Genomic DNA, 23,175 nt, shown 5'->3' with positions numbered 1-23,175 from the left:
ATGAGGGGATTAAAGAGACTATTAATTTGGACACTGATTCCTGTAATTATAGAACTCACTGGACTACTGCTTGTCGATAAAATTTATCTAAATGATGAAACAACATTTAGTACGACAAAGGTTGATGTGAGTGCAAAAACGCAAGCTGATAAAATTAATGTAAAAGTACCCGATGATGCTAATAATTTCGGAATTTCATACACAGGAAACTACATTTCTTATTGTGATGATGATGGAATTAAAATTATAAATACCTCAAATAATAAAAAAGAAAAGATTACTTTTGACGATGGCATTGAGATGTCGGCATACAAATGGCTTGCTGATAGAGATATACTTTTTATAGCTGAAAAAATAATATATGATGATGGCTCAACATATTTAAGATTTGAATCATATAATCCTAAAGATAATGAGAAAAGTGTCTTAAGTGATGATAACAGAAAAGAATTAAAGATACTTTTAAATGATGATGGATATAATGTCACACAAATAGCATTATCGTCTTTAACTAATGTTACCTATGTAAAAGTTGATAAGGAAGGTTATAACAGTAAAATATATCGTATAAATGTAATGGCACAAGCAGAAAGAGTAAGATATCCAATATGTAATATTTCAAGTATTGCTGCTGAAAATAAAGAAGATAGATTGATATATCAAGATTCAAGCAGCAATAGGATAAGAGTATATGGACTTAGAAATCCTATAGCTACTGGTGAAAATGCAATACATTATTTATTAAATGTTGATAATGAGGATAATATTTATATTGGCAATGGAGAGAATAATATTATAAGTAAAATATTTGTTGCAAATTTGAAAAAAACAAGGCAACAGTGGAAAATATATACGTTAAGTCAGCCAGTCCAAAAAAGTAATATATATATAACAGCCTCTGGCAAGGTGTATATTAATGATCCCTCTAAGAATACTGTTACTGAACTTGTTAGTGGAAAACAATTAACATATACTGGTAATTTGATAAAGGCATATGATGAGGGAATTATATATAGAGATGGCAATAAAATTATTGGTAAATTGATATAAAATCAAAAAATACATTTAAAATTTAAAATTTTGAATTCAGAATGATCCCTTGTAGGAATTACAAGGGATTATATTCTGTAATATGATTGAAAAAAATATTGTATTTTTATATACAGAATTTATTGAATATAAGCAATATTCAATAAAAAGATTTAAATAAATATGTAAATTAATAATTTTGAAATGTATAGTCTTAATTAGTGACATAATACAAGGGATTGATTCAATGTATATGATATATATGAATTTTCAATAAATATATAAAAGATAGAAAAAAATCACTAAAATTCTATAAAATTCTATTTATAGAATTTTTGGAATTTACTGAATATTAAAATATAATGTAAAAATCATGCTATAATTATAATAGTCGAAAAATTCATTAAAGACTGCTTTTAATAAAGGGGGAAATGTAAATGAGCGGAAAAAATTCTGTTTTTAGGACAAAGTCTATAGCTGAAACAATAGCAGAGACTAAGAGTGGAGGTAAAGAATTAAAGAAAACTCTTGGAGCATTTGAGCTTACAATGTTAGGCATTGGCGCAATTATAGGTACAGGTATATTTGTTTTAACTGGTGTTGCTGCGGCAGATTATGCGGGACCAGCACTTATATTGTCATTTGTATTTGCAGGTATGGCATGTACATTTGCGGCATTATGTTATGCTGAACTTGCTGCAATGATACCTGTCGCAGGTAGTGCATATACTTTTGGATATGTAGGCCTTGGTGAAATTTGGGCATGGATTATAGGTTGGGATTTGATACTTGAGTATACAGTTGCAGTTGCTGCAGTTGCTGTTGGATGGTCCGGCTACATGGTACAATTATTTAAAGGATTTGGGATAACTATACCGGTAGCTTTATGCAATCCACCGGGACAAAATGGAGGAATAGTTAATTTACCTAGTGTTATAATCTTGTTTATTATAATGTGTATACTTATTAGAGGTGTAAGCCAAAGTGCCAAGCTGAATGATGTTCTTGTTATTATAAAGTTGACGGTCGTAATATTATTTATCGTTTTAGGTATAGGCCATGTTAAAGTAGCTAATTGGAATCCATTCTTCCCTTATGGTGTAGGAGGAGTATTTAAGGGAGCAGCAATTGTATTTTTCTCATATATAGGATTTGATGCGGTTTCAACTGCAGCAGAGGAAGTTAAGAATCCTCAGAAGGATCTGCCTATAGGAATAGTGGCATCTTTAATTGTATGTACTATATTGTATATTGTAGTTTCGGCAATATTGACAGGAATGGTTCCATATCAACAATTCCATAATAATGCAGCTCCAGTTGCATATGCGCTTGCAAGGGTCGGAATAAATTGGGGATCTGCATTGGTATCTGTTGGTGCTATTTGTGGAATTACGTCGGTACTAGTAGTTATGTCATTTGGAGGAACACGTATATTATTTGCATTGTCTAGAGATGGGTTACTTCCACAATTATTTTCTGATGTACATCCTAAATTCCAAACTCCTATTAAGAGTACTTTGCTAGTTGGAATAGTTACTATAGTTCTTTCTGGATTTTTACAGATATCAAGACTTGCTGAAATGACTAATATAGGTACACTTGCGGCATTTTGTATAGTATCAATTTCGGTTATAGTTCTTAGAAAGAGAGAACCAGATCAGGAAAGACCATTTAGATGCCCTGGTTCACCAGTGACTCCTCTTATAGCAACAGCATTCTGTGCATATTTAATCACACAACTTCCTACCTTCACTAAAGAAGTTTTTGTAATTTGGCTTATAATTGGATTTGCAATTTATTTTGGATATGGCAGACGTAATAGTGTAATGAATAATAAATAAAATTCTATTAATACTAAAAAGGAAATGGTTTTTATATTAAAATCGTTTCCTTTTTTTATTTTGAGTTGAAAAAAGATATTTCAGAAAATATTTATTATTTTAATATTAGATAATATGTATATATATTGTATCAATATACAAAAAAGTTTTTATGTATTTACTTTGAATGCATTGATAAAAGTATAAATTTTTGATAATTAATTATCAAAAGTTACATTATAATTATGCATGATTAATATTATTCATAATTATATATGATTTGACTTAAAATTTTGAAAATAAATAATTATATAACTTTTAAAGATATGAAAGAAAAGTATGCTATTATTATAAAAGTACATAAAATTATTTAATTTTTTATTATTTTCTAAAAATTTAATATATTAACATCACATTAGCGATGAATTTTGAAAGGAGTGGCATTTAATGTCAAAAACAAACTCGATTTTTAGAACTAAACCTATTGAGAGTTTATTAGCTGAGGCATCAAAAAAATCATTGGCAAAAGTACTTGGCCCATTTGAACTTACAATGTTAGGCATTGGCGCAATTATAGGTACTGGAATATTTGTTCTGACTGGAGTTGCTGCAGCAAATTATGCGGGACCTGCACTTATTCTTTCTTTTGTAGTATCTGGCATAACATGTACATTTGCAGCATTATGCTATGCTGAACTTGCAGCTATGATTCCAATAGCAGGAAGTGCCTATACTTATGGTTATGTAGGCTTAGGAGAAATATGGGCATGGATTATAGGTTGGGATTTGATACTAGAGTATACAGTTACAATTGCTACCGTTGCTGTTGGATGGTCTGGATATGTTGTTACTTTGCTTAGTGCAGTTGGAATTAATCTACCACCGGCTTTAACAAATCCATTTGGACAAGACGGTGGAATAGTAAATCTTCCATGCATAGTTATTCTTGGAATCGTTATACTATTTCTAATAAAAGGTATGAGCGAAAGTTCTAAATTAAATAATATACTTGTTCTAGTAAAATTAGCCGTTGTAATATTATTTATCGTTATAGGTGCTGGACACATTAAAGTGGCTAATTGGCATCCATTCTTCCCTTATGGTGTAGGAGGAGTATTTAAAGGAGCAGCAATTGTATTCTTCGCATACATAGGATTTGATGCTGTTGCAACAGCTGCTGAAGAAGTTAAAAATCCACAAAGAGATTTGCCTATAGGAATAGTAGCTTCTCTTATAATTTGTACACTGCTTTATATAATAGTAACAGCAGTATTGACAGGAATCTTACCTTATTCTGCTTATAAACATACATCAGCACCAGTTTCATATGCATTACAGCAGGTAGGTATAAGCTGGGGATCAGCTCTTGTGTCAGTTGGAGCATTGTGTGGTATAACATCAGTTTTACTTGTTATGACATTTGGAGCTACTCGTATATTGTTTTCACTATCAAGAGATGGATTGCTTCCAGAAATATTTTCCGATGTACATCCTAAATTTAAAACTCCGGTAAAGAGTACTATACTAATTGGTATTATAACAATGATATTAGCTGGTTTACTTCCAGTAAGCAGACTTGCAGAGATGGCTAATATAGGTACACTGACAGCATTTATCATAGTTTCTTTATCAGTTATAATTTTAAGAAAGAAGAATCCTGATATGGAAAGGCCATTTAAGTGTCCAGGTGTTCCTGTTACACCATTAATATCAGTTGCATTCTGTGCATTTCTAGTTTATCAACTTCCTGTTTTTACTAAAGAAGTTTTTATAATATGGCTTGCAATAGGTTTTGTAATTTACTTTGGATATGGTAGAAAACATAGTGAAATGAATAATGAAGTAAGTAATGAAATGAATTAAGGAGAAAAGGCATTTGAATAAATTCATGTGATATTTTGTAATTATATTTCTATGTACAAATTGGGAGTTTGTACATAGAATTTTTTTATAATAAAGTCTTTTCTCCAAATTTATAGCTTTTACTAATGTTTTTTAAAGTAGTATAGTTTACCATCTTCTATAGAATAATCAATCATAGATTCTGAATACATGTACTGTAAAAATGCGGATATTCCTCCAAAGTTTAAATGGTATTGATAAAAATTAAAGGATAAATCATTCAGTATTGATATATTTTGCAATATATCTTCACGTGTAAGTGGTTGATCTAGCAATTCTAGTATCTGTTCAATATAATTCTGTATATTTTGTATATTTTTATCCACCAAGGTTGTAATCTGTTGTTTGTCAAGTATATTGTCCGCATGACTTATAATAAAATAATCTGCATCTATTTCTTTTATTCTATTTAGTGAATTTAAACTATTTTCTATATCATACAGATATGGAAAAGAATATTTATTTAAAATTTCGCTGCTGAATATAGAGTCACCTAAAAAACAAACTTTTTCTGGAGTTATAATACCTATTTGTTCTATAGAGTGTCCACTTAAAGGGATTATTTCAAACTTTTCATCCCCTATTTTATTTGTTCCATATTCAAGTACAAAATCTACTTTAATTGATTTATTTGATTTATCAATTCCTTTAATAGGTGTAGAAGATGATAATATAGATGCCTGAAATTCAGGATTCTCCATAAATATTTTTTCTTTTAATGAAGTATATACCAGACAACCAGGGTAATTTTTTTGAAAATAAATATTGCCCCCACAATGATCAAGATGGTTGTGTGTATTTACTATGAATTTAGGATGAAGATTGTTCTTTAAAATTGCATCTTCTATTTTTTTGGCATCTGTATTATTTATACCAGTGTCTATAATTAAACAATTTTTATTTTTAAAAGCATAAACACCAGAATTGGTTGAGGCGCTTATATAATAAGTATTTCCTTTAATTTTTTCTAATGCCATTTAAATCATTCCTTCTCAGATTTGTTAAATTATCTGTATTATATCAGATAATATAGTTTTGTACCATCTAAATAATACTAAAATTATATTAAGTATAAATACAAGAAATAAAAAAAGAATATGAAATAAGACTAATCTTACCACATATTCTCTGTCTTTTTACCTGAGAGTTTAATATCAAAGTATTTTACACCTTTGGTTCTGTATAAAACAGTATTTTCAGAGTCAAGTCATATATAGTTACATTTACCTGAAAGTTTCTACTGAAATCGTGGAATTTCGGTATTGCTTCTTCGGTCAGTATATAAACTATCTCACTATATAGTCATCCTTTAACAATATTATATTATCACATCCACAGTATAACATCATACATGTGTATTTTCAAGCGTATTTTAAAAATTAATTAGAAGAGTAATTGTTAAATATGTATTCACATAAATTATATATATTAAGGGCAATTGGCAAGCCCTTCATATCAATATAATCCATTGAATAATTGCCATCCCACGGGTATATGGATATATACTGCTGATTATATACATTGATTACCATTTTACTGTTATTGAATGTAAAAAATATTTTATATAGAGGTTTTAAATTAAAATTTTGGGGTTTTGATATAAAGTTATTTTTATTCAATGTCTTAATAGAAGCTGCTATTACAGCAGTATTTTTACTGTCTAAATCTTTTCTTTTATAGAAATTAACATTAAGTATACTGCATTTATATGAGGAATTAGATAGAATATTTTGAGATAATATGTTTGTGTAGTAAAAGTTATTTGGCTTTTTATGTATATATGGATTGCGTTCAATATCATAATTGCATCCGGTGGTCAAAATAGATATAATTAATGCAGTAAATAAAAAATAAATTAAATTTTTCACATATATCACCTCTATATAGTAAAATATGTTTGAGGATTATTATTTATGCTATAAGTAAAGGGAGGAAATTATGAAATATAAAATGATAGCTGTTGATATGGATGGTACTTTATTAAATGATAAAAAGCATATATCAGATTATAATATGAAAATGATAGATAGGGCAACTAAGCTTGGAGTCAAATTTGTAGTCGCATCTGGCAGAGTACCGGCTGCTCTTAGAGTATATGAAGAAAGTGTATCTAAAAATCAACCTATGATTTGCTGCAATGGTGCCATAATTTTAGATGATAATAAAAACATTATACAATCGAATTTTGTACCTAAACAGTCAGCAATTGAGGCAATAAATTTGATTAGAAAAGAAAATAAAGATGTGTATTTCCATATCTATCATGATGGTATATTATGCAGCGAACAATTTAAATATAGTGCAGAGAGTTTTTATAATTTTAATAGAAGTGTTGATAAAAAATATGGAATTGAAATTCACCTTTTAAGGGATGCTAAAGAGTACATAGAACTTGGAAACTATAATCTTAATAAGATAGTAGTTATGGATGATGATATAGGTTTTTTAAATAATATTAGAAGTAAATTAGATGAAGTACAAGGCTTAGAAGTTACAAAATCTGAATTTAATAATATAGAATTATTGTCCAAAGGCACATCTAAAGGAAATGCTTTAAAAATTCTGGCGAATTTTTATAAAATACCGATGGAGCAGTGTATAGCAGTTGGAAATGATGAAAATGATATAAGCATGATTATGGAAGCTGGACTGGGAGTGTATATGAAAAATACAAGAGAGAAAATCAAAAATAGTGCTGATTATATTACGAAAAATGATAATAACAATGGAGGAGTAGGTGAAATTATAGAAAAATTTATATTAGATGAAAATTAAACTTTTGTTTCTTTATATAAAGTTAATATAAATCAGGAGTGATATGCTAAATGGAAGAAAATAAAAAGAATATTCAAACCAGACTGAGAAAAATAGAAGGTCAGATAAAGGGAATAGAGAAAATGATTGAAAATGAGGCATGCTGTAAGGATATTCTAATACAAATTACAGCTGTCAGGGCAGCTGTAAATAAGGTTGGTGGATTGATATTTGAAAACTATGCAAAAAATTGTTTTTCCCATTCTGATTCTAATTCAGATGATGATAAAGTAAAAGAACTTATGTCAACTTTAACGATGTTTTTAAAGTAATACTACTATTTTTTTGTAATATTTGAAAATATCTTTTTCCTGAATAAGGAAATTGTTTTTGAGATTGAGGATACAAAGAATACCCCTACGGCTATTATACCAGCAATAGATAAGGTTTTAAGACCTAGAATTAGTGCATTATTTATATTGCCCTGTACCACTTCAAACATTGTATTATACATGCCACCACCAGGAACTAGTGGTATTATTGAACATATTACAAATGTAGTTACTGGAGTTTTTTTAACCCGTGCCATAATTTCAGAGTAAACTGCACCCATTGCTGAAGCAATAAAAAATGAAAACATATTTGAAATATGAAAATACGAGTGTGTAAGAAGATAAAAAAACCATGTCAGAGCCCCACCAATGGAAGCAAAGAATAAATTCTTTCCACGAATGTTTGATAAGATTCCAAAACTCAATGTTGCAATTAGAGTATAAAATGAGTTTATAATTATTGAGATTTTAGACACCTCCTAAAATGATAAACCACAATTTTAATATTATTCCTGTTCCCAAAGCAATGGCAGAAGCTATTAAAATTGCTTCAATTGCCCGCGAACTTCCAGATATAATATCTCCAGCAATTGTATCACGTATTGCATTAGTTATTGCAATACCAGGTACTAGAAGCATTATAGAACCAACAATTATTTTATCTGAATGTACTCCTATATGAAAATATACACTAGATAGTGCAATTAGTGCCGTTAGTGCACCTGATAAAGTATTTATAAGGAATTCATTAGTTTGAACGAGGTTTAGAGTTAAATAAGTTAATCTTATCAGGATTCCTATTATAAACGAAACAAGAAAATCCCTTAAATTTCCACCGAACACTAATGTAAAAAAACCAGCAACAAGTCCTGAAAAGAATAAAGTTATTTTATTACTGTATGGTCTAATATTATTTATTCTATCTAATTTATTTTCAACATACTCTAAGGTATGTCCTTTATCTTTTATATGTCTTGATACGTCGTTTACTTGTGATATTTTCTCTAAATTTATAGTTCTTTGTTTTATTCTTCTCACTATTGTAATCGTTCTGTCATATTCGTCGGAAGCACATACTATTATGATATTTGTTGTTACAAAGGTATCAACTTTTTTTATACCATAAGCATTACAAATCCTAACTATAGTATCTTCAACTCTATATATTTCGGCTCCATTTTCAAGAATTATTTTACCTGCGAATGCGGCATCATTTATTATCCTTGTTATATCCATATATTTATTCTCCTTAATGAAAATAAAGAAGTAATTGATATCGACATTATATCATAAGCTATGGTTTTTTAGTTATAAATTTGAAAACAAATTTATATGAAATTCATATTTTCCGCCTAATTCAAATATATTTTAATAAAAGTACATAATATTAATATCTAATAATACAAAGAGAAGATAAGGGGGAAACTGGTTTGATAAGTAAGGGTACTTTAATTGAAGTCGAAAGTTCAATCGGAAAAAGTGTTGTTATGCACTCCAGGATATATGCTATAGGAGAAAGTTTAAGTAATTGTGAACTTGGGGATATAGTTGATATCAAAACTATTTCCGGACATGTAATGAGGGGAGTTGCTTATAGGACAAAATCATATTATAATTCACCCCAAAAGAATGTGAAAGAAATTTTGTTTATAAGGGAAAAAGAAAAACAAATCTGATTATAGAAGGCTTTATTTTGAATTTTACCTTCTTAAATGATATAATTTTTAATAATAGTATGCTTTAATTATATTTGAATGGATTTTGTTTAAATTATCTATGATAACATTATTGGAGGTAAAATATGGATGCTACAATGAACAATCTAATACTGCTATTAGGTATAGGTGGTATTATTCAGGGACTTGGAATGAAATACAGTAAATCTGTTAGAAAAAAGTTTAAAATTGACTCAGAAAAAGTAAACCAGAAGTATATGAATTTTAAAATAAATTTTTTAATAGTTACCGGGGCTCTCCTGTTAGTAATTCAGTTAATAGATTATTTTAATCATCAGCTTGGAAACAAATTATATATATTTTTACCTGCATATTTACTTGCAGCTATAACTATAGACATGGTATATAGGAATAGGATGATAAAGAAATCACGTAAAAGTAAAAAGAATTAATTATGATATGCCTGGAATTACAAACCCTATAGTATCTTTTCAGGCTTGTTGTAATTTTGACCTTAATAATTAAAAATATTATAAAAACATATTGACAAAACAAAAGAATACTATATAATAATTATATAATAACAATTCATAGTAAAACACTCTGAAATACATTGAAAAAGGAAAGTAACTTAACTGAAATTTGCAAGAGAGAAAATCATAGGTGAGAGATTTTTATAGGAAGGTTGAGTGAAGTGCCCTTTGGAGTAATGAGTCGAATTAAGTAGGCTTTATCGGGTTCACCCGTTATAGTGATAGGGTATAAATTAGTACTTGAAAAGTGAGGTTTTTTATAATCTAAGGAGAGTGGAACCGCGGAGTTTGTAACTTCGTCTCTATACTGCAGTTATATTGCAGATTGAGACGGAGTTTTTTTATGCCAAAACTTAGAATTGAAAGTATTATAATGAGTTAGTATGGCCCAAAATATATTTGTAATTTTGGGAATATTGAAAATATATTTGTATGGAGGGAAATAGGGATGGCATCACATGTAATTGATATGATTATGTTAAAAAATAATTTTGGAACGGAGGAGATGAGAGAAGTATGGTCCGATAAAAATAGACTTCAGAAGCATTTAGATGTAGAAGCTGCCTTAGCAGAAGCTGAGGGGGAACTTGGAGTAATACCAGAAAAAGCAGCAGAGGTAATTTCACTCCATAGTGATGTTTCTATGTTTAATATTGAAGAAATAGCTAAGGAGGTACTAAGACTTAAACATTCGCTTACACCGACAATCAATGCAATGCAGAAGCTATGTGGGGAATATGGAGAGTATGTACATTATGGAGTGACTACTCAAGATGTAGTAGATACTGGGGCAATGCTTCAGCTAAAAGAAGCAAATAAAATAATTGTAAGAGAATTAAAAGATGTCTGCAAGGAGCTTATTAAACTTGCAGAAAAATATAAAACTGTACCGATTGCAGGTAGAACACATGGAATGCAAGCTCTTCCAACGACTTTTGGATTTAAAATGACTGTTGTGTTGAGTGAACTCTCAAGGCATTTGGAAAGACTTAAGCAGTCTGAGGAAAGAGTCTTTACTGGTGTTATAGCAGGTGCAGTTGGTACCTATGCATCTTTTGGAGAAAGGGGAATGGATGTTGAAAAATTAACACTTGGAAAACTTGGGCTTAATGTACCGCAAATTTGCTGGCATTCATCGCGTGATAGAATTTCTGAGTATGCAGACATAATAGAACTTATAAGTGGAACACTCGGAAAACTCGGAAATGAATTTTATAATTTGATGCGTACAGAGATAAATGAAATAGAAGAACCATTTTCAAAAGGGAAAATAGGTTCGTCGACTATGCCTCAGAAGCGTAATCCTGCTGCATTCGAAGGACTTTCGAGTCTGACAAGACCTATATTTCACAGTACATCGCTTATTCATGAATCCTTAATCGTTGAACATGAGAGAGATGCAGTATCATGGCGTGCCGAATGGATTGCATTACCAGAAATATGTATATATATATCATCGCAACTTGCTTCAGCTAAGGCTGTATTAAAGGGACTTGTTGTAAAACCAGAAAATATGCTTAAGAATTTGAATATGCAGGGTGGTCTCATAATGTCTGAGAGAATACTATTTGAACTGGGAAAAAAGCTTGGAAAACAAACTGCGCATCATCTTGTTTATGAAATGGCAATGGATTCATTTGAGAATAAGAAGCCATTTAAGGAAGTTTTAATGAATAATGTACAGGTTACGAGTATATTGTCAGAGGAAAAAATTGATGAATTACTTGATTCAAAAACTTATCTTGGCCTTGCAGTTCAAAAAGTGGACAAAGTTTTAGATGAAATAAAAAAATCTGGATTAGTTTGATTTTGACGGAGGTACTTATAATGACAGTAAGAATTAGAATGGCTGAATTGGAAGATGCAGAAAAATTGCTTGATATGGTTCTAAGAGCATACTTACCTATTCGAAAACTTGGAATAAATTTTGCAGCAGCTACTGCTGATATTAATTTGGCAAGGGATCATATAAAAAATAATATGGTTTATATAATGGAAGATGAGGGTAATTTTAAAGCAACGATAGCCTTGAGAATGCCATGGGGTAAAAATCCAGGACCAGCTGGCTTTCCGCATATAGGATGGTTTGCTGTAAATCCTGATATAGTGAGAAAAAATGTTGGATCCACATTACTTGACTTTGTTGAGCAAAAGATTATTGTGGGTAAATTAAAATCACCAGCTGTGACCCTTGGAACCGCAGAAAACCATCCGTGGCTTGTTGATATGTATGAGAAAAAAGGATATCAAAAAATAGGAAGAGCAGATCTTGGAAAAGGACATATAACAGTGTATTTAAGAAAGATATTAATGCCGGATTTATTTGAAAAATTAAAGGTTAAATAATATAGATTAATTGGAGGAATTATCATGAAAAAATTATATTTGATTATTATAGGAATTTTATTGATTGGATTGGTTGGATGTGGAAGCAGCACCAGCAGTAATAATTCATCGGATTCAAAGATCATTAAAGTAGGAACAACCGGTCAAAGTTTTCCTAATTCTTATAAGGATGGTGATAAGCTAACAGGCTTTGATGTTGAAGTTACAAATGAAATTGCTAAGAGATTAGGTTATAAAGTAGAATGGTCGGTATCTGATTTTACTGGAATAATGGGTCAGCTTGAAGCTGGAAAGATAGATACAGTTGCTAATGTTGTGGCTGTTACGGATCAACGTAAGCAAAAATATAATTTTACAGATGCATATTCTTATGCCGGAACACAAATTGTTACTAATAAAAATAGTGGCATAAATAGCTTAGAGGATCTTAAGGGAAAAACTGTAGGGGGAGTGCTTGGCTCTAACAATATAAAATCACTTGAAAAGTATAACAGCAGCAAAAATGCAGGAATTGAAATTAAAACGTACGAAGCACGCGAGGGAGTTGAAAATGATGTAGCTCAGAATCGTATTTCAGGTTATGTAAATTTGAAACCATCATTACTTGCAGCAATAAAGAAAAAGAATCTGCCATTGAAATTTGTAGGAGATCCAATTTATTATGATACAATAGCTTATCCGTTTCCTAAAAATGATAAGGGAAATGAATTTGTTAAAAAGTTTAATGAGGAAATTAAAAAGATGCGTGCAGACGGCACGTTAAAGAAGATTTCAGAAAAATATTTTAATGAAGATATAAGTGTAGAAAAGAAATAACTTGTATATATGGGAGTAATAATATGAATGACAATGTAAAATATATAGCGGATTTGTTTAAATCTATAATAAAGTATACACCTCTTGATGTATCAATAGCAATTCTTTCAATGGCATTTGCCGTTGTGATTGGACTTTTAATTGCACTTATAAGAAATAATAAAATACCAGTTTTATCACAGCTTGCGTCTTTTTATGTATTATTTTTTAGAGCAGTGCCAACGCTTGTAGAATTGTTTTTAATTTATTATGGGTTACCACAATTGTTTAAGAGTTTCTCAAGTATGAATGCATTTACAGCATCAATTATAGGACTTAGTTTAAAAGAATCTGCATATCTTGGAGAAATATTTAGGGCGGCATTAAATTCAGTTGACAAAGGACAGCTTGAAGCTTGTTTGGGTGTTGGCATAAGTAAATTTCAGGCTTATAGAAGAATAATAATTCCGCAGGCTGCATTAAATGCCCTGCCAGCTACAGGAAATACTTTTATCAGCTTGATAAAGGAGACATCTCTTGTATTTACACTAGGAGTTACAGAGTTATTTGCACAAGGTAAAATACTTGCAGCAGCTTCTATGAATTTTTTTCAGACTTATCTGGTTGTAGCAATAATATACTGTTTGCTAGTTGGAATAGCTTCTATTTTTCTAAGGTTTATAGAGAGAAGACTGAGCCGCCCGTATATGATGGTTTAAGGAGTGTTTAAAAATGATAAAAGTGACAAATCTTCATAAGAATTTTGGAGAGTTTACTGCTCTAAATAGTGTTAGCTTAGAAGTAAATGATGGTGAGGTAGTGGCAGTAATAGGGCCTTCTGGGTCAGGGAAATCTACATTACTGCGATGCTTAAATTTACTTGAACAGCCTGATGATGGAATTATTGAGATAGGAGATGTAAGATTTGATGTAAAAAATCATACTAAAAAGGATGTTAAGCTTTTAAGAGACAAAACGGCAATGGTTTTTCAGCATTATAATCTTTTCAAGAATAAGACTGTTTTGGAAAATGTGACAGAAGCTCTTATTTTAAATAAGAAAATGAAATCTAAAGATGCAAAGGAGTTTGCAAGAAAATTTCTTAAAATGGTTAATATTTTAGATAAAGCAGATAAATATCCGGTAACATTATCTGGAGGACAGCAGCAAAGAGTGAGTATCGCAAGGGCTCTTGCTGTTAGTCCATATGCCATTTTACTTGATGAACCTACATCAGCCTTGGATCCAGAGTTAGTATCCGAGGTTCTAGAAGTAATTAAATCAATTGCAGAAAAAAATACAACAATGATTATAGTAACGCATGAAATGAAATTTGCACAAGAGGTTGCAGATAAAGTAGTTTTCATGGTAAATGGAAATATAATAGAAGAGGGAACTTCAAAAGAAGTATTTGGATCCCCGAAAAATGAACGAGCTAAACAATTTTTAAGTAAATTGGACAAAGATTGAAGGAAGAAGGGATAAAACTATGATTGTAGAAAAGGATGAGAGCGAATTTCTTAATAAGTTAATTCAATATAGAAGAGAACTTCATAAGTATCCGGAATTGTCAATGAAGGAATTTGAAACTACAAAACGTATTAAAAAGTGGCTCAAAGAAAATAATATAGAAATAATAGATTTACCATTAAAAGTTGGTGTGGTGGCTCAAATAAAAGGTAAGTATGAAGGGAAAACGATAGCGTTGAGAGCAGATATTGATGCACTTCCTATTAACGAGGAAACTGGATTTGATTTTTCATCTGTAAATTCTGGTGTTATGCATGCTTGTGGACATGATTTCCATATGGCATCCATACTTGGAGCTGCTATTATTTTAAATGAGAAGAAATCTGAATTACATGGTACAGTTCGCATAATTTTTCAACCGGCTGAAGAAATCGCACAGGGGGCAAAATTTGTATATGAACATGGAGTATTGGATGGTGTGGATGCTATATTTGGAATGCATAATAGACCGGATCTCGAAGTTGGAACTATAGGAGTAAAGGATGGACCATTAATGGCAAGTGTGGACAGATTTGAAATTGATGTTATTGGTCTTGGCGGACATGCTGGAATGCCGCATGATTGCATTGATCCAATAGTTGTATCAAGTCAGATAGTTTCAGCAATGCAGGCAATTGTAAGCAGAAATTTAAATCCATTTGACAATGCGGTCATAAGTGTAACACGACTCCAATCAGGGAATACATGGAATGTAATTCCTGATAAAGCTGAATTAGAAGGTACAGTCAGGACATTTCAAAATGATATGCGTGAGAAGATAAAAGACCTAATGAAACGTACAGCAGAGGGAATAGCAAAGGCATATGGTGCAAAGATAAAATTCAGATGGTTTTCTTATTTGCCTGTTGTAGATAATGACCCTCAATTTGAAGGCATTGCCCGTGAATCAGCAGAAGAACTTGGGTATAAAACAGTTTATGCAGAGCGCAATCTTGGTGGAGAGGACTTTGCATTTTATCAGGAAAAAATACCAGGATTTTTTGTCTGGGTAGGTGTTCAAGGAAGTGAAGAATGGCATCAACCTTCGTATAACTTGAAGGAAGAAGCGTTGACTGTAGCAGCAAATTATTTCTCTAATTTAGCAATCAAGGTGCTTGATAAATGGAATCTGACAAAAATCAGTTGACAAGATCTAATAAGTGATTTATAGTAAAGTTGAAGTCAATAATAAAATTTAATATTGTAACTTTCAGGGCAGGGTGAAATTCCCGATCGGCGGTAAAGTCCGCAAGCTTGTTTAAAGCATGAACTGGTTAAATTCCGGTACCGACAGTAAAGTCTGGATGGAAGAAAGTAGGTTAGTAGTTAAGGTATCTTAGCCTTATTTTACTATTTTTGTAGTTTATAAAAGCCCTTGAAGTTTTTTCTTCAAGGGCTTATTTTATTGAATCGGCGCTGATTTAAAATATATTTATGAGAAGGTATGTATATTGGATGTAGAAAAAAATAAATTAGATGTGTATTATATGAGAAAAGCTCTTGAACTAGCAAAGAAAGGATATGGAAAGGTGTCACCAAATCCAGTTGTTGGTGCTGTTATTGTCAAAGGCGGTAAGATAATTGGACAAGGATATCATAAATTTTATGGCGGTCCTCATGCGGAGGTATATGCATTAAAAGAAGCTGGAGACAATGCAAAGGGTGCTGTAATATATGTAACGCTTGAGCCATGTTCACACTATGGTAAAACTCCACCTTGTGCAGAAGCTCTCTTGAGAGCTGGAATAAAGAAGGCAGTTATAGCAATGTCTGATCCCAATCCTCTGGTTTCAGGGGGAGGAATTGAAATTTTGCAGAATGACGGTATAGAAGTTGAAGTTGGATTGCTTGAAGATGAAGCCAGGGATATGAATAAGGTATTTCTAAAATATATAACGACAAAATCCCCTTTTGTAATACTAAAATGGGCAATGACTTTAGACGGCAAAATAGCTACAGTTAAAGGGGAATCTAAGTGGATAACCTCCACAGAAACAAGGTATTATGTACACCAAATTAGAAATAAAGTTATGGGAATAATGGTTGGAATAAATACTGTTAAAAAAGATAATCCACTTTTGACAACAAGACTAGATAAAGAAGGTATAAGTCCTAAGGCTATCATACTTGATTCTAAACTTAAAATATCATTAGATTCTAAAATCTTAAGAACAATTAATGAAAGAGAAGTAATAATAGCTTGCACTCAAAATATTGATTATAAGAAAAAATTAGAATTAGAGAAAATGGGGGTTAGTCTTATAATAATTCCTGAAGATGATTTCGGTAGAGTTGATTTAAGCTGTCTGATTAAAAAACTTGGCGATTATGGAATCGATAGTATTTTAATAGAAGGAGGAAGCGAGGTTAGTTTTTCTGCGATAAACTCCGGAGCTGTAGATGAGGTTATTTGTTTTATATCACCTAAAATTTTTGGAGGGGATAAGGCCAAAACTCCAGTAGGTGGAAGTGGGTTTAGTAAAATTATAGAATCTAAAAAACTGAAAAGATTGAAGATTGAAAAAATTTCTGAAGATATAATGATAACAGGATATTTATAGTTCTTGTGTAGAGAAGAGGCGGTGAGTGACTTGTTTACAGGTCTTATAGAGGAAATTGGAGAAGTAAGCGGTGTTTTTAATGGGACAAAATCGGCACGGATAGTTATAAATGCAAATAAAATCTTACATGACATTAAAGTTGGTGACAGTATTGCTGTGAATGGAGTCTGCCTTACAGTTACAGATTTTTCTCTTAATAAATTTTCTGCAGATGTAATGCCTGAGACTTTGAGAAAAAGCAGCCTTGGAAAATTAAAAATCGGAAGTAAGGTAAATCTTGAAAGAGCGATGGCTGCATGTGGTAGATTTGGCGGACATATTGTAAGTGGACATATAGATGGAACCGGAAAGGTATTAAGAATTGAGAAAGAGGATACAGCAATATGGATTAGTATAGGTGCAAGTTTAGATTTGCTTAAGTATATTGTCCTTAAAGGATCCATTACATTAGATGGTGTTAGTCTTACTGCAGCGTATGTAGATAAAAATTTGTTTAAGGTATCTATTATCCCACATACCAAAGAACAAACGACCCTTATTACAAAAAATATAGGGGATGAGCTTAATATAGAATGTGATGTTATAGCAAAATATATTGAAAAACTGATAAAGTTTGATGAAAAATCAACTGAAAATAATTTAAGCATAACAGAAGAGACTCTAATAAGAACAGGTTTTATTTAAAATTTTATTTAAAGATGGAGGAATTTAAAATGAGTTATAAATTTAATAGTATAGAGGAAGCTATAGTGGATATAAGGGAAGGTAAAATGGTGGTTGTAGTTGATGATGAGAATCGTGAAAATGAAGGAGATCTTATAATAGCAGCAGATAAGGTGACACATGAAAGTATAAATTTTATGTCTAAATATGCAAGAGGTCTTATATGTGTACCTATGGATGGAAAGAGACTTGAACATTTAGGAATAGAACATATGGTAGAGAAAAATACGGATAATTTTTGTACGGCATTTACTGTATCTGTTGATGCAGATAGTACTACAACAGGAATATCAGCATTTGATAGGGCACTTACAGTACAAAAATTGATTTCTGCAGATAGTAAGCCTCAGGATTTTAGAAAACCTGGACATATGTTTCCACTTAAGGCTAAAGAAGGTGGAGTGCTTGTAAGAACTGGACATACAGAAGCGGCAGTTGATCTTTCACGTTTAGCTGGATTATCACCTGCTGGTGTGATTTGTGAAATAATGAAATCAGATGGTACTATGGCAAGGGTTCCAGAATTAATGGAATTTGTGTGTGAACATGGTTTGAAGATAATTACTGTGGCAGATCTTGCTAAGTATAGAATTAGAACTGAAAAGCTTGTTAAAAAAGTAGTTGAAGCGAAGCTTCCAACCAAGTTTGGAGACTTTAAAATAATAGCTTATGAAAGTACTATAACACATGAGCAGCATATAGCTCTTGTAAAGGGTGATAAATTTTCTGAAGAAGATACACTTGTAAGAATACATTCAGAATGTTTTACAGGTGATGTATTGCATTCACTTAGATGTGATTGTGGTGATCAGCTTATAGCCTCATTAAAGCAAATAGATCAAGAGGGAAAAGGAGTATTACTTTATTTAGATCAAGAAGGAAGAGGGATAGGTCTTATAAACAAGCTTAAAGCTTATGTACTACAGGAACAGGGTATGGATACTGTTGAGGCAAATATAGCGCTTGGATTTAAGGCTGATCTTAGAGATTACAGCATAGCGTATCAAATCCTTAAAGATCTTGGGGTTACTAAGGTAAGACTTATGACTAATAACCCTAAAAAAATAATTGGACTTTCAAGATATGGAATTGATGTTACAGAAAGAGTACCTGTACAGGTTGAATATTCAAAGCAAAGCATCAATTATATGAAGACTAAAAAAGAAAAGATGGGGCACATATTGAGCATATGATATCCCAAATAAGATCATATTTACATGGAGGTATTTATTTATGAAAGTTTATGAAGGAAAATTAACAGCAGAAAATTTAAGGATTGGAATAGTTATTGCAAGATTTAATGAATTTATAAGTTCCAAACTTCTAGATGGAGCTTTAGATTGCCTTAGGAGACATGGCACTTTAGATGATAACATAGAAGTCAGCTGGGTACCCGGTGCTTTTGAAATTCCACTAACAGCGAAAAAGATGGCTGTAGCTAAGAAGTATGATGCAGTAATATGCTTGGGAGCGGTTATAAGAGGGGCAACACCTCATTTTGATTATGTTTCGAATGAAGTATCAAAAGGAGTTGCACAGGTTAGTCTTAATTCAGAAATACCTGTAATATTCAGCGTATTAACAACAGATAATATAGAACAAGCTATAGAAAGGGCAGGAACTAAATCCGGGAATAAAGGCTATGATGGTGCAATGGCAGCCATAGAAATGGCAAATTTATTAACTCAAATATAGAATTTCTAGTTTGCACTTAGCTTATATTTGCCTACATATAAGCCAATATGTAAGCTAGAAATTCTATGTAATATATTGTCTAAAAAGTTAGTTTACACTCCGGGATATGTTACCAAACTTCAGTACTTAAAATACTTTTAATAATTTTAAGGTCCGGTATTTTGAAAATCTAATAAACATTGATAAACTCGCTATGCTCAGACAGTATCAATGTTTATAGATTTTCTAAAATACTTCGCCAGGAATTATAGTAAAAGTATTTAATGTACTTTCATTTTGGTAACATATCTCTGCGCGTAAACTAACTTTTTAAGTAAAACCATACATAAAATTTCTAGTTCACAGATATTTAGCACTTAGATTCCAGTGAAAGATTTATTTTAGAGCAATAAGTTCATAGATTATCTCATACCATATAAAACTTTTACGGCAACGGCAAGTGACATTATTACAAAAATAGGTTTTATTACTTTTGAACCTTTTTTAAGTGCAAAGCCTGTTCCAAATTTTGCACCAATTATCATGCATATTGCGACAGGTATACCAATTTTAAAATACACCTGACCTTTAATTATAAAAAGTACGAGTGAGGTTATATTACTTGTAAAATTTAGAAACTTCGCATTCCCGGCTGCCCGCAGAAAATCAAATTTATATATACCTATTAGTCCGAAAATTAAAAATGAACCTGTACCTGGTCCGAAAAAACCATCATAAAATCCCAAACTAAATGCAAGGAAAATGCCTAAGAATAAATTCTTTTTATTTAAAGATTCAAATCTATCTTCAAGCCCGACTGTTTTTGAGAAGAAACTGTATACACCAACAAATAATATTAAAATTAGTACTATTGTGTTTAGATATTTAGCATCTATCATAAGAACAGTATTAACACCTAGAATGGCACCAATTAGAGTAAATGGAAACAGAAATTTTACTATTTTAAAATCGACTTTTCCAGATGATATAAATTTGATTGAACTTGAAAATGATGCGAATGTAGATGAGAATTTATTAGTACCCAAAGCAATGTGAGCAGGGACTCCAGCAAATAAAAAGGCAGGTACGCTTATAATCCCGCCGCCGCCTACTATTGAGTCAACAAAAGCTGCGACAAATCCGGCAAAGCATAAAAATAATAGAGATATAGACATATAAACACCTTCTGTCAGATAAACTTGATTTTAATTCTATCATATTAGTATGTTAATTATCAATTTATACCTGTGATAAGTTCTATAAGAATTTTATTGTTCATATTTATCTTTAGATGATTTATTAAGGAGTGTATATTTTGAAGTATAGATTTTCAGACAATAATAATCCAATAGCAATAGGAACTTTTATTCAACCTGATATGGTGATTAATTGGAGTGATTCAAAGTGGCAAAAAGAATTAAAATATTTAAAAGAAGTTAAAATGAAGTATCTAATAATGAATACATTTATTGCAAGCAATGGAAAGGTAAGAAGAGTATATAAGACATCTATAGAAGGTCAGGGCAGAGCAGGAGAAAATGATGTCATTGAAAGGTGCTTAAAGAATTCTAAAAAATATGGATTTAAAGTATTTCTTGGAATTGATTATGATGAAAAATGGTGGCATTATGGGCCGAGGAATCCCGGGTGGTTATATGACAGAATGAATAACGGGAATCTTGCAATAAAAGAATTGTACGAACGATATCATGAAAAATATAAAGACAGCTTTTATGGATGGTATTTTGTGTATGAAGTAGACAATCTTAATTTTAAAAACCATAAAGATTTTGAAATATTGTCAAATGCTTTAAATACAAACTTAAATTATATGGATACAAATGGTATGAGGCTTCCGTTAATGTTATCTCCTTTCATGAATTCTAAGTATTCTACTCCAAAGACTTATGCAGAAAATTGGAAGTACTTTTTTGAAAGAACAAATTTTAAAACCGGAGATATTTTCTCACCACAGGACTCAGTTGGCGGTGGAGGATTAAAAATAGATGAAGTACATGATTGGTTTTATGCTCTTGGTGAAGCTGTAAAATACAATAGCAATCTTACATTTTGGGCAAATACTGAAACATTTGATCATACTAACTGGTCAAGTGCCCCTATGAAGAGATTTATAGATCAGATGAGAATTGAAAGTTTCTTTGTAAGTGGAATAATTAGTTTCTCATACAGTCATTATTATAGTCCGAATAATATAAATTCTGGTTTTCACAGTGCCTATAAGAAATACGTATATAAGCATAGAATATGTGATAAAAAACCTTATCCACCTAAATGGATGAAAGTAACGCGTATTGGCAATAATAAAATTTTAATTCAATGGGAAGTAAGTAAAAACCTGGCAGGGTATAAGATATTTTGTGATGGGTTTGAAATAGCCTCATTATCAGTTCAGAGAAAATATGGTGGTAATAATGAAGTTATGGGAAGACTAATCTATAGATCGGGTTATAAAGAGTGTGTATATACGATAAAATCTTTTGATTTTTGGGGTAATATATCTGATGCATTGATAGGAAATGATATAATGTGAATATGTTAATAAATTATGTATAGTAAGTTAATAATTTATAAAAATGCTTGTGTATAAATTTTAAAATGGGGGATAACTATTTACAGAATTAAAATAGTATAGCATAATATATTTGATACTAAAAATCGTTTTTTAATGAACTATGGTTAAAATAGTATAATCATATTTTTTAATACTTATGATTCTATATGTTAAAAGGCGAAAAAATTTAGGAGGAATAAGAATGTCAGAAAAAGATGAGGCTAATGAAAATATAGTGATAAATAATGAAGAAGAAGCCAAGCAAGAATTTTTAGAAGAACTTAGAAATAAAAACTTAGAACAGACAATTCAACTTAAAAAAATACAAGAGGCTATAAATCAAAAACTCAAAGAAAAAGAAGATGAGAAAAAGAGAAAAGAAGAAGCAGAAGCTTTGGAAAAAGAAAAAGCTGATGCTCAAATTGCAAGTACCATGCAAGATGCTGCTGATTCAGAAAATAAAGATGTTGAAGATAAAGATGTTGAAGGTAAAGATGCTGAAGACAAAGATGCTGAAGATAAAGATGTGGAAAACAAAGATATGGAAAACAAAGATATGGAAAATACCGATACATCAAGTAATGAAAGTTCAAATAAGGGTTCTGAAATAGTTAAAGCAGAAAAATCTACACTGGCTGTCTCAAGTAAAGCAAAGGCTTCACTTTTAAATATGGAGCATAAAGAAAGCAGCTTTTTATCAAAAGTGTTTATGTCAACTGTAATTGATACAATAGCTATTGGTATTATTTCATTAGTATTAGTACTTTTATTTAACATAATTTTGAGACTTTTTGCTGGATATTATGTTGCTGATTATGAAGGTGTTTATTTAATTGCATTTGTGATTGTAACTGTTTTATATCCTGTATTAATGCAAAATTCAAAGCGCAATAAGACGTTAGGGCAAAAGATGAGTAAATTACATACTAAAGAAGGGGAAGAATAAAAG

General features: G+C 31.1%; 24 protein-coding genes, 2 riboswitches and 1 other annotated feature. Of the genes, 19 read left to right on the top strand and 5 right to left on the bottom strand.

The features are described 5' to 3' along the window. The 3 genes from D4Z93_RS10605 (at nt 1) to bcaP (D4Z93_RS10595) (ending at nt 4,712) form a co-directional block, all read left to right on the top strand. Nucleotides 1-1,050 carry an NHL repeat-containing protein gene (locus D4Z93_RS10605; protein WP_119973386.1) on the top strand — a complete coding sequence of 350 codons (1,050 nt, stop codon included), beginning with the start codon at nt 1-3 and terminating at the stop codon, nt 1,048-1,050. Between the two features lie 416 nt (nt 1,051-1,466). Then, on the top strand, nt 1,467-2,870 hold the full coding sequence (bcaP, locus tag D4Z93_RS10600) for a branched-chain amino acid transporter BcaP (RefSeq protein ID WP_119973384.1): 1,404 nt from the start codon (nt 1,467-1,469) through the stop codon (nt 2,868-2,870). Between the two features lie 426 nt (nt 2,871-3,296). Then, nucleotides 3,297-4,712 carry a branched-chain amino acid transporter BcaP gene (bcaP, locus tag D4Z93_RS10595; RefSeq protein WP_119973382.1) on the top strand — a complete coding sequence of 472 codons (1,416 nt, stop codon included), beginning with the start codon at nt 3,297-3,299 and terminating at the stop codon, nt 4,710-4,712. A 122-nt stretch (nt 4,713-4,834) separates the two neighbouring features. On the opposite strand, the gene D4Z93_RS10590 is transcribed toward bcaP (D4Z93_RS10595), so the two are convergent. Then, the gene (locus D4Z93_RS10590; protein ID WP_119973381.1) at nt 4,835-5,728 is read right to left on the bottom strand and encodes an MBL fold metallo-hydrolase; all 894 of its coding nucleotides are present in this window, start codon (nt 5,726-5,728) and stop codon (nt 4,835-4,837) included. Between the two features lie 228 nt (nt 5,729-5,956). Next, nucleotides 5,957-6,057, bottom strand: a riboswitch (glycine riboswitch). 73 nt (nt 6,058-6,130) lie between these two features. Continuing rightward, nucleotides 6,131-6,619, bottom strand: a complete 489-nt coding sequence (locus D4Z93_RS10585; RefSeq protein WP_119973379.1) for a DUF4883 family protein — start codon at nt 6,617-6,619, stop codon at nt 6,131-6,133. Between the two features lie 70 nt (nt 6,620-6,689). Between D4Z93_RS10585 and D4Z93_RS10580 the strand changes: the two genes are divergently transcribed. Both D4Z93_RS10580 and D4Z93_RS10575 read left to right on the top strand, forming a co-directional pair. After that, the gene (locus D4Z93_RS10580; protein ID WP_119973378.1) at nt 6,690-7,526 is read left to right on the top strand and encodes a Cof-type HAD-IIB family hydrolase; all 837 of its coding nucleotides are present in this window, start codon (nt 6,690-6,692) and stop codon (nt 7,524-7,526) included. Between the two features lie 50 nt (nt 7,527-7,576). Beyond that, a complete protein-coding gene (locus D4Z93_RS10575) occupies nt 7,577-7,837 on the top strand; it encodes a metal-sensitive transcriptional regulator (protein ID WP_119973376.1) in 261 nt (86 codons plus the stop codon). 5 nt (nt 7,838-7,842) lie between these two features. Here D4Z93_RS10575 and D4Z93_RS10570 read toward each other — a convergent pair whose 3' ends face one another. After that, nucleotides 7,843-8,298, bottom strand: coding sequence for a threonine/serine exporter family protein (locus D4Z93_RS10570; RefSeq protein WP_119974321.1), 456 nt, complete (start codon nt 8,296-8,298; stop codon nt 7,843-7,845). 7 nt (nt 8,299-8,305) lie between these two features. After that, complete coding sequence (locus tag D4Z93_RS10565) at nt 8,306-9,073, bottom strand: threonine/serine exporter family protein (protein ID WP_119973374.1); 768 nt, start codon at nt 9,071-9,073, stop codon at nt 8,306-8,308. A 194-nt stretch (nt 9,074-9,267) separates the two neighbouring features. Here D4Z93_RS10565 and D4Z93_RS10560 point away from each other — a divergent pair, with 194 nt between their 5' ends. The 12 genes from D4Z93_RS10560 (at nt 9,268) to ribH (ending at nt 19,675) form a co-directional block, all read left to right on the top strand. Continuing rightward, nucleotides 9,268-9,513 (top strand): hypothetical protein, encoded by a 246-nt coding sequence (locus D4Z93_RS10560; RefSeq protein WP_119973373.1) that lies wholly within the window; start codon nt 9,268-9,270, stop codon nt 9,511-9,513. Nucleotides 9,514-9,638: 125 nt separating this feature from the next. Beyond that, nucleotides 9,639-9,965: a hypothetical protein gene (locus tag D4Z93_RS10555; RefSeq protein WP_119973371.1), complete on the top strand. Its 327-nt coding sequence runs from the start codon at nt 9,639-9,641 to the stop codon at nt 9,963-9,965. A gap of 152 nt (nt 9,966-10,117) precedes the next feature. Beyond that, nucleotides 10,118-10,353 (top strand) — a binding site (T-box leader). 141 nt (nt 10,354-10,494) lie between these two features. Continuing rightward, the gene (purB, locus tag D4Z93_RS10550; protein ID WP_119973369.1) at nt 10,495-11,853 is read left to right on the top strand and encodes an adenylosuccinate lyase; all 1,359 of its coding nucleotides are present in this window, start codon (nt 10,495-10,497) and stop codon (nt 11,851-11,853) included. 20 nt (nt 11,854-11,873) lie between these two features. Continuing rightward, nucleotides 11,874-12,392 carry a GNAT family N-acetyltransferase gene (locus D4Z93_RS10545; RefSeq protein ID WP_119973368.1) on the top strand — a complete coding sequence of 173 codons (519 nt, stop codon included), beginning with the start codon at nt 11,874-11,876 and terminating at the stop codon, nt 12,390-12,392. A gap of 24 nt (nt 12,393-12,416) precedes the next feature. Then, nucleotides 12,417-13,208, top strand: a complete 792-nt coding sequence (locus D4Z93_RS10540; protein WP_119973366.1) for an amino acid ABC transporter substrate-binding protein — start codon at nt 12,417-12,419, stop codon at nt 13,206-13,208. Nucleotides 13,209-13,231: 23 nt separating this feature from the next. Next, entirely contained in the window at nt 13,232-13,906 is a 675-nt protein-coding gene (locus D4Z93_RS10535; RefSeq protein WP_119973364.1) for an amino acid ABC transporter permease, read from the top strand. A gap of 13 nt (nt 13,907-13,919) precedes the next feature. After that, nucleotides 13,920-14,657 carry an amino acid ABC transporter ATP-binding protein gene (locus tag D4Z93_RS10530; RefSeq protein ID WP_119973362.1) on the top strand — a complete coding sequence of 246 codons (738 nt, stop codon included), beginning with the start codon at nt 13,920-13,922 and terminating at the stop codon, nt 14,655-14,657. A 19-nt stretch (nt 14,658-14,676) separates the two neighbouring features. Then, entirely contained in the window at nt 14,677-15,843 is a 1,167-nt protein-coding gene (locus D4Z93_RS10525; protein ID WP_119973361.1) for a M20 peptidase aminoacylase family protein, read from the top strand. 55 nt (nt 15,844-15,898) lie between these two features. Then, a riboswitch (FMN riboswitch) is annotated at nt 15,899-16,016 on the top strand. Nucleotides 16,017-16,183: 167 nt separating this feature from the next. Continuing rightward, nucleotides 16,184-17,257 (top strand): bifunctional diaminohydroxyphosphoribosylaminopyrimidine deaminase/5-amino-6-(5-phosphoribosylamino)uracil reductase RibD, encoded by a 1,074-nt coding sequence (gene ribD / locus D4Z93_RS10520; protein WP_119974319.1) that lies wholly within the window; start codon nt 16,184-16,186, stop codon nt 17,255-17,257. A gap of 30 nt (nt 17,258-17,287) precedes the next feature. Continuing rightward, the gene (gene ribE / locus D4Z93_RS10515) at nt 17,288-17,941 is read left to right on the top strand and encodes a riboflavin synthase (protein ID WP_119973359.1); all 654 of its coding nucleotides are present in this window, start codon (nt 17,288-17,290) and stop codon (nt 17,939-17,941) included. A 29-nt stretch (nt 17,942-17,970) separates the two neighbouring features. After that, a complete protein-coding gene (locus tag D4Z93_RS10510) occupies nt 17,971-19,173 on the top strand; it encodes a bifunctional 3,4-dihydroxy-2-butanone-4-phosphate synthase/GTP cyclohydrolase II (RefSeq protein ID WP_119973357.1) in 1,203 nt (400 codons plus the stop codon). Nucleotides 19,174-19,213: 40 nt separating this feature from the next. Further along, nucleotides 19,214-19,675 (top strand): 6,7-dimethyl-8-ribityllumazine synthase, encoded by a 462-nt coding sequence (ribH, locus tag D4Z93_RS10505; protein ID WP_119973355.1) that lies wholly within the window; start codon nt 19,214-19,216, stop codon nt 19,673-19,675. A 401-nt stretch (nt 19,676-20,076) separates the two neighbouring features. On the opposite strand, the gene D4Z93_RS10500 is transcribed toward ribH, so the two are convergent. Further along, complete coding sequence (locus D4Z93_RS10500; RefSeq protein WP_119973354.1) at nt 20,077-20,829, bottom strand: TSUP family transporter; 753 nt, start codon at nt 20,827-20,829, stop codon at nt 20,077-20,079. Nucleotides 20,830-20,969: 140 nt separating this feature from the next. Between D4Z93_RS10500 and D4Z93_RS10495 the strand changes: the two genes are divergently transcribed. Next, nucleotides 20,970-22,205 (top strand): DUF4434 domain-containing protein, encoded by a 1,236-nt coding sequence (locus tag D4Z93_RS10495; RefSeq protein WP_243105934.1) that lies wholly within the window; start codon nt 20,970-20,972, stop codon nt 22,203-22,205. A gap of 223 nt (nt 22,206-22,428) precedes the next feature. Continuing rightward, nucleotides 22,429-23,172 (top strand): RDD family protein, encoded by a 744-nt coding sequence (locus tag D4Z93_RS10490; protein WP_119973352.1) that lies wholly within the window; start codon nt 22,429-22,431, stop codon nt 23,170-23,172. The last annotated feature ends 3 nt before the right edge of the window (nt 23,173-23,175 follow it).

The sequence above is a fragment of the Clostridium fermenticellae genome (assembly GCF_003600355.1).
GTDB classification, from domain to species: domain Bacteria; phylum Bacillota; class Clostridia; order Clostridiales; family Clostridiaceae; genus Clostridium_AV; species Clostridium_AV fermenticellae.
Note: the sequence above shows the minus strand (reverse complement) of the source record. Positions and strands in the feature narration are given on the sequence as shown.